Below are 7598 nucleotides of genomic sequence, written 5' to 3' on the forward strand. Positions count from 1 at the left end.
TCCCCCTCCAGACAGCGGATCAGGCTTCGCCAGTCTTGCTCGCTAGTGACGTCGAGATGCACGTATGACGCTTTTTCACCAATAGTCGCTGCAAGTTGTTCGCCCTGCTCGTCTAGGAGGTCGCCGATGACAACCCGCCCTCCCTCCGTTGCGATTTGGACGGCTTCCGCCGCACCTTGACCTCGAGCTCCACCAGTAATCAAAACCGTCTTGCCTTCGAAGCGTTTGTCCCGCGTCATGGTAGTCCTACAGCAACGAGCAGTTGACTCCGAATACTAACCAATGGGTATGCAGACGTAAGCAGCCAGGAGTGGCACTTAAATCGCCGGAGGTTCTGAAGTTTAGTCAGATAAGTAACGAACCGTGATTCTTTTCTACTGCCCGGTGTTGATGCGACAGATGACGATTCCGACTTCCGTCGCTGACCCTTCATCAACAAGGATTTCGGCAACCACGCCTGCGGTCTCCGCCTCTATCTCAATGTTAGTTTTTTCCGACTCCACTTCGGCTAGAATCTGACCCGGAACGACCGAGGTGCCGACCGAAACATACCACTTCGTAAGATCAACCTCGACCGTCGATGCACCCATCTTCGGGATACGAACTTCAAACATGAGCATAGCTCCTTACGGCTAAGATCGCGTCTTCCAGTTGCTGCGGCTTCGGCAGAACAGCAGCTTCGAGCGCAAGATTGAACGGCATAGGAACGTCAGCTCGCGTGACACGCTTGATCGGGGCCTTGAGAGATGAAAACGCCAGCTCCCCTATTATTGCGCTCAATTCGGCGGCGAACCCACAAGTACGGTTCGTGTCGTCGTAGATTACGACGCGGCCAGTTTTCTTGACGGACTTCAACAGCCCTTCCCTGTCAAGCGGCAAGAGAGACCGAGGATCCCACACTTCGACGCTGATGTTTTTCTCCTGGGCGAGGCGCTCAGCGACAGCTAGAGCCTCGGGCACTAAATGCCCGATAGCAATGACTGTGACATCGGATCCTTCACGCTTAACGTCACCGCAACCGAAAGGGACGGCATAGATTTCCTCCGGCACCGGACCCTTTTGCGGAAGCGACATGGCTGATGCTATGAAAACGACGGGGTCGTCTTCGCGGATCGCCTGGATCATGAGGCCCTTGGCGTCGTAGGCATTCGAAGGGCAAACAACCTTGAAGCCAGCGTGTAGGAGGTACGGATAGGGATTGTCTGAGTGCTGGCCCGCGTTTCCACCCCGCGATCCAGACACCATAAGCGTGTAAGTGATTGGAAGATTTGCTTGACCTCCTAACATCAATCGCATCTTCGCCGCTTGATTGACTAGCTGGTCGAATGCGACGTAAATCAGTGAGGGAACTTGAAACTGAACGATTGGGCGCAAACCGGCCAAAGCCGCCCCCGTAGCGAAGCCGGTGAACGCTGCCTCGGAAATGGGTGTGTCGAGTACGCGGAGATCGCCGAAAGCGCCATGGAGGCCTTTCGTCTCACCGCGAATTCCACCTCGAATGTCCTCCCCGATAATCATGACACTCTCATCTGCCCCCATGGCCTGATGGTAGGCTTCGTTCATGGCCTGAAGAAATCTCAGCTGTCTCACGGCTCTACTCCCCATGCCGGAGTGTTCGGATACGGCACGGCATACATGCAATCGAGAGCCTCGGCCGGGTTCGGCGGGGGGCTGCTCCTAGCGAACTCGACGCCCCGATCGATCTCAATGTTGACCTCGGCATCGATAGCTTCAATGTCTTCTTGAGCGCACAAGCCACTTTCCATCATACGCGCCGCCCAGATCTTGATAGGGTCCCGCAACTTCCAGCGATCGACTTCCTCTTGAGATCGATAGTTCATCTTCATGTGACGCTCGCCTGTATAATGCCCAAAGTAGCGATAGGTTTGACACTCAATGAACGTTGGGCCTTTGCCGGTCCGAGCGCGTTCCGTAGCAGTGAGAGCAGCGTGATAAACGGCCTCGACGTCCATGCCATCGACGCACACACCAGGCATTCCGTAGGATTGGGCGCGAACGTAAGGGTCTAGGATCGTGACTTCTTTGAGAGGCGTCGAGATCGCGTACTGATTGTTCTCGCAGACGAAAATGACAGGAAGATCCCAAATCGCCGCGAGGTTCATCGCCTCGTGGAGGACCCCTTGGTTGATTGCTCCGTCGCCGAAGAATGAAACAGCAACGCGGTTTTCGCGAGCAGCTTTGAATTTGTGAGCCGCACCACAGGCTATAGGGGCTCCAGCGCCGACGATACCATTCGCCCCAAATATTCCAATCCCGACGTCAGCAATGTGCATGGATCCGCCGCGACCCTTATTGTATCCGCCCGTTCGCGCGAGCAGCTCAGCAAACATTCTGCCAACGTCGCCGCCCTTCGCCAGTGTGTGGCCATGCCCTCGATGGGTACTTGTGACGATGTCTGAAGTCGTGAGTGCGCCGCAAATACCAACCGCAACCGCCTCTTGCCCGCTGTACTCGTGACATACGCCGGCGATCTCGTTGTCATCGACTAGGGTGACGACCCGGTTCTCAAACTGCCTGATACGCGCCATGTCGTAATACAAGCTTCTCGCGAATTGAGCAGGCATAATGTTAGACGTCGACGCCTCTATTTTGTGTTCCAAGTTGATCTACTCCGGTCAAACCCGTTGTCGATGTGGCTACTCGATACCTATCGCCGACCAAGATTGTCGCGGCACGCAAGCCCAGAATAACTCTTTTCGAATAAACCATATTCCGGGCGTCTCGTAGACTGAAAGGATGGCGTCGGGTATAGACCTGATTGATATCAAGCCTCACAATCTTCACCCGAGGTAATCGCTTCTCGCCGTGGACCGGTGGCCGCGCATGAAGTACGAGAACGCGGCCAGCGAACTCAACGTGACGCGTTAAGATCCGCACATGACAGAACCTGAAAGGCAACTGTAGCAGTGCCGCGAACCGGGTTCCTCCCTATGCAGCAGCGGCGTGAACTGACCGCCCAGTTCTGTCCACCCAACTTTTACTGCCCGGATCGGCTGACGCGCCGGCGGTTGGCTTCGCGATAGGCCTGCTTAAAAGGCTTCCAATTGAGAGGCCGTCTCTCTCAAAGGGAGCTGTAGAGAGGATTTAACGTTTTCCAGTGTGTAAGCAAATGCAGTGGGCCTATCGAAGCGCCAATCCTTGTTGGCATACCCTCCAGAGCCCTCTTTAGGTTGTCCGCGGTGATCACCGAGCCTGCGTAAAGCCAGTTGGCCAAGTCAAGCATGGCGTCATATGCATCAGTTCAGTCGCGGTGCCGCAGGCATCCTTGAAAATCCTGATGCGGTAGTCGCGCGAAATCGCGTCTCACACTGTCGTTTCCAAACAAACCTCGCTTAAGCTCCGAACATTATAAGATGGTCCGCATTCAATCGGCGCAGCAAAATCTCCAAATTCGTGTTGTAGAACGCGCTGGGACGCTGCTTTCGTACAAGGCTAGCTTCCGGTTTCAGGTCCACGATGAATCTCGGCAGCCTGCCCGACGCTATGTGATGGGCGTCCGCCGTTCAAAGCCTCGTGACGTAGCGCGTCTACTCCTCTTGGATCATACCAATTCTGTGTATAGACAATAGGCAGCCCCGCTGCACGGCATGCATCGGAGAGCTGTCTTGGCACTCCGCAGCAGCTCTTCTCGATTGTAGATCGACCATGCCCCATCCGCTTCGATGCAGTCATGTAAATCCACCGCAATGACTACAGTGCGCTTGAACTGATCGGGCAACGTCATGTCGAGAACCTTTCCCCTTGTTCATAATTTACCCAAGGACATCTTCAAACAGCCGCGAGTCGTGATAGAAACGCTCCGAGGTCGATCGTGCCGATGCATGGGCGCACCTTCAATTGTCCGTCCAAACGGCTATTTGCCAATGAGGGCACGGAATGCGCAAGCAACCACGCCGCAATCGCGATTTGAATGCCACTTCCTGGTCAGATGGTTCAATTCTCAGGCCTGTTCGAAGAACTCTACTGCAATCAGCCGCTCTTTATTCCAGACGCTAGTGCTTTGACAGGCGAAAGATTGCTGCCCGACATAGACCATCTTCATGACAAGCTTAAAGCCGCTCGTAGGAGCATTCAATTTTTGCGCTGACACGATGCCCGCAGCGAGGGATCGCGAAAGTCCATCCCATACGCGCCTGGAAAGGGGGAGCCTAACGACCGTACGCGGCCGGCCCGGGCAGCATTAGTCCGAACGGCACGAGAGGAATAGCGGAACGACGTCCACAGGTTCTGCAGTCCTAGAGCAGTTCGCATTTAGGTTGACTTATAGCCTGCGCTTTCCATGTAGTTGTTGCATTCGTTTGGGCTGACCTGGGGTGTGGGCGATGGCGTTGTGATCGTTTGGCGGCACGGTCGGATGCAGTGCTTGAGCTTAGCAAACAGCTTCTCGATTGGATTGAGATCTGGACTGTAGGGCGGCAGGAAGAAGAGCCGCGCCCCAGCAGCTCTGACGATATCGCGGACGGCTTGGCCTTTGTGGGAACCGAGATTGTCGAGAATGACGATGTCCCCCGGCTTCAGGGCTTTGATGAGCTCGGTTGCGACATAGGCACGGAGGGCCTGCGCATTGATAGGGCCGTCAATGACCCAAGGCGCCTCCAACCCGATCATGGCGTAGCGCGGCGATGAAGGTCATGGTCTTCCAATGGCCATATGGTGCGTGGGCCATCAGCCGCTTGCCGCGCACACCCCAGCCGCGCAATGGCGCCATGTTTGTCTTGACCCATGGTTCATCCAGGAAGACCAAGCGCGTAGGGTCAATGCGGGTCTGGTAGCGCATCCATTGCGCTCGCCGGCGCATCAGCTTGGGCTTGAACTGCTCGGCCGGCAGAATGGGTTTTTTAAAACTCTTGCCCTCGCGATGCAGGAAGTGACCGACGCTCGCAGGGTGGATGATGAGACCACGTTCAGCCAGTGCCGCCGTCAACTGATGAAGCGTCACGTTGGCATCTCGCTCGACCTAGCCCAGGACGAAAGCACGATGCTCCCATCGATCAGATAGGGCCGGTGACCGCCCATCTTGCCAGGTGCCGCACTGCCAAGGCGACGCTTGCGCGCCGCCCACTTGATCACGCTCGACACCGCCACCCTCAGAGCCGCAGCTACCTCACGGCTCGTCTCGCCCTCTTCAAGTCGGGCCAGTGCTCGCTCCCGAAGATCCATCGAATAAGCCTTCGTCAGTCCCGACCTCCAACGGTCAGAACATCAAATCTGATTTGCTCATCCTTGGGAATCCCGAATCAGATAAAACGCGAACTGCTCTAGTGGTGTGATGGGATCGCAAAAAGCTTTCGCCCGAGGGACTTGGACATAAAGTGGGTTTAAGACTAGCGAAACCTTTTGCGCATTCTCAAGGCTATTGCCCGCGCCTATCATCAGCAAGATACAAATCCGGCACGCCTTCTTAGACGGCGGGGCCACGAGTGTTTTAATGCGGGACGCCGGTCGTTCCGCTATCGCGGGCGAGGCTCTGAATGGACACTGACGTTCCCGCAAACCGACGCCGCGGAGGCCGGTCTTCGGTGGTTGCGGCACGGGAGGCTGAAAGAAGGCCGCGTGTCTCGACTATCAAGTACGGAATTCGACCTGTGGAGGCCGTCAACGCCGAACAGCTTGAGCGCATTCATCAGGCTTCGCTGGCGATCCTACGCGAGATCGGGATCGAATTCAGAGATGAGACAGCGATCAGGCAGTGGAAAGAGGCGGGGGCGGATGTCCGTGAACACCGCGTTCGCCTCGAGGCCGACATGGTCATGGATCTCATCTCCAAGGCCCCTTCCCGTTTTGAAATGACGTCTCGCGATCCGTCACAGCGTTTCGAGATCGCGCCAGATACAATGACTTTCGGCGTCATGCAGGGTGCGCCAAACATCCGCGATCTTCAGGGCGTGCGGCGCGCATCCACGATCGAGGATCTCCGGAACATGAACCGGCTGACCCAGATGCTGCCCGGTTTCCATATCGCGGGCGGGTTCACCTGCGAGCCGACCGACATCGCCGTGCCATGGCGCCATCTGCACATCAATCATTCGAGCCTGGTGGAAACCAACATGCCTTTCTTCGGTCTGACGACCGGAAAGCAACGTGCCGACGACTCGATCGCGATGGGCCAGATCGTGCATGGCAAGGCATTCATGGATCAGAACGCGGTGATGATCGGTCACGTGTCGGGCAACTCGCCGCTTGTCTGGGATTCGACCATGCTGGAAGGGCTTCGCGCCTTCGCCGACGCGAACCAGGTCGTGCTGCTGTCTCCATTCGTGCTCGGCGCCGCCAACACTCCCGCCGACATCCCCGCCACGATCGCCCAGTTGAATGCGGAGGCGCTCGCCGCGCTGGCCTATACTCAGCTTGCCGCGCCAGGCGCCAAGATGATCTACGGTCAATATTCCGTCTCGGTGTCGATGCGCAGCGGCGCCCCCATGTCCGGCATGCCGGAAGTTACTCTGATCAACGCCGTCATCGGACAACTGGCAAGGCGCTATAACGTGCCGTGGCGAACCACTGCGTCTCAATCCTCCGCCAAAACCTTCGATGCCCAGTCCGGTTATGAATCAGCCATCGCCTACATGTCCGGCGCCAGCGCCTGCTCCAACCTTATGATGCATGCCGGCGGCTGGGATGAAGCCGGTCTGGTGTGCTGCATGGCGAAGTTCATCGCCGATGCTGAACAGAACCTGCTCATCGAGAAATACGCGCGGGGCATATCATTCGAATATTTCGAGGATGCGCTCGAAGCCGTCCGCCGCATCGGACCCGGCGGCCACTATCTCGGAGATTCCTTCACGCTCAAGCGCTTCAAGGACGCGTTCATCGCGCCGGAGATCCTCGACTACCTAAGCTACGAGCAGTGGAAGGTCAAAGGTTCCAAGGACATGGCACAGCGCTGCAGGGAGAAGGCGACAGCAATCATCGCGAGCTACGAGCAGCCGCCGATGGACCCTGCCGTCCGCGAGGAACTCGATGCGTTTGTGGCGAAACGCCAGGAGGATATTTCCCCGAGCCTCGCCTAAGTCCAGCCAGGCGCCCATGAATAAATGGACCGGGAACAATAAAATTAGGGAGAAGAAACATGGCGTTTTTCAGAAGCAATGGGGATCGCGTTCCAGCTTCCATCGATAAGATGGCGAGCGAGGTCAAAGCAGGCACGATGGACCGGCGTGAGTTCCTTGCGCTTGCAAGTACATTCGGCGCCTCGGGTGCGATGGCCTATAGCCTGATCGGCGTGGCATTTCCCCAATCGGTGCGCGCCGCTGAACAGAAGAAGGGCGGAATTCTGCGCGTCTCAATGCCCGTCAAGGCGCAGAAAGACCCGCGTACCTATGACTGGGTGGAACTTGCCAACATCTCTCGTTGCTGGCTGGAGCCGCTCGTCCGTTACACACATGAGTTCACGTTCGAACCTGTTCTGCTGGAAAGCTGGGAGATCAATGAGGACGCGACGGAGTATGTCTTCCACGTCCGGAAGAGCGTCACCTGGAACAACGGCGATACATTCGACGCCGATGACGTAATCTTCAACATAACCCGGTGGTGCGAGAAGGGCGTCTCGGGCAACTCGATGGCCGCTCGTGTCGGGG

The 7598-nt window shown here is 56.8% G+C and carries 6 protein-coding genes and 1 pseudogene; 2 read left to right on the forward strand and 5 right to left on the reverse strand.

Annotated features, from left to right (window positions below; genetic code table 11):
• The 5 genes and pseudogenes from EN750_RS10735 to EN750_RS10760 form a co-directional block, all read right to left on the reverse strand.
• Positions 1–239 (reverse strand): SDR family NAD(P)-dependent oxidoreductase (locus tag EN750_RS10735; RefSeq protein WP_127396404.1); only part of this gene is annotated, 239 nt, incomplete at its 3' end.
• Positions 240–374: 135 nt separating this feature from the next.
• The gene (locus EN750_RS10740) at positions 375–614 is read right to left on the reverse strand and encodes a biotin/lipoyl-containing protein (protein ID WP_164762741.1); all 240 of its coding nucleotides are present in this window, start codon (positions 612–614) and stop codon (positions 375–377) included.
• The gene (locus EN750_RS10745) at positions 607–1563 is read right to left on the reverse strand and encodes a transketolase C-terminal domain-containing protein (protein ID WP_206516850.1); all 957 of its coding nucleotides are present in this window, start codon (positions 1561–1563) and stop codon (positions 607–609) included. The genes EN750_RS10740 and EN750_RS10745 overlap by 8 nt, the downstream gene beginning before the upstream one ends.
• 23 nt (positions 1564–1586) lie before the next feature.
• Entirely contained in the window at positions 1587–2621 is a 1035-nt protein-coding gene (locus tag EN750_RS10750) for a thiamine pyrophosphate-dependent dehydrogenase E1 component subunit alpha (protein ID WP_206516851.1), read from the reverse strand.
• Positions 2622–4272: 1651 nt separating this feature from the next.
• Positions 4273–5199, reverse strand: a pseudogene (locus tag EN750_RS10760) (IS630 family transposase).
• A 293-nt stretch (positions 5200–5492) separates the two neighbouring features.
• Between EN750_RS10760 and EN750_RS10765 the strand changes: the two are divergent.
• Both EN750_RS10765 and EN750_RS10770 read left to right on the forward strand, forming a co-directional pair.
• Positions 5493–7031: a trimethylamine methyltransferase family protein gene (locus EN750_RS10765; protein ID WP_126080626.1), complete on the forward strand. Its 1539-nt coding sequence runs from the start codon at positions 5493–5495 to the stop codon at positions 7029–7031.
• Positions 7032–7090: 59 nt separating this feature from the next.
• A partial coding sequence (locus EN750_RS10770) for an ABC transporter substrate-binding protein (RefSeq protein WP_245482672.1) occupies positions 7091–7598 on the forward strand: 508 nt, incomplete at its 3' end.

The organism is Mesorhizobium sp. M7A.F.Ca.ET.027.03.2.1, assembly GCF_003999175.1.
In the GTDB taxonomy this organism is placed as follows: Bacteria; Pseudomonadota; Alphaproteobacteria; order Rhizobiales; family Rhizobiaceae; genus Mesorhizobium.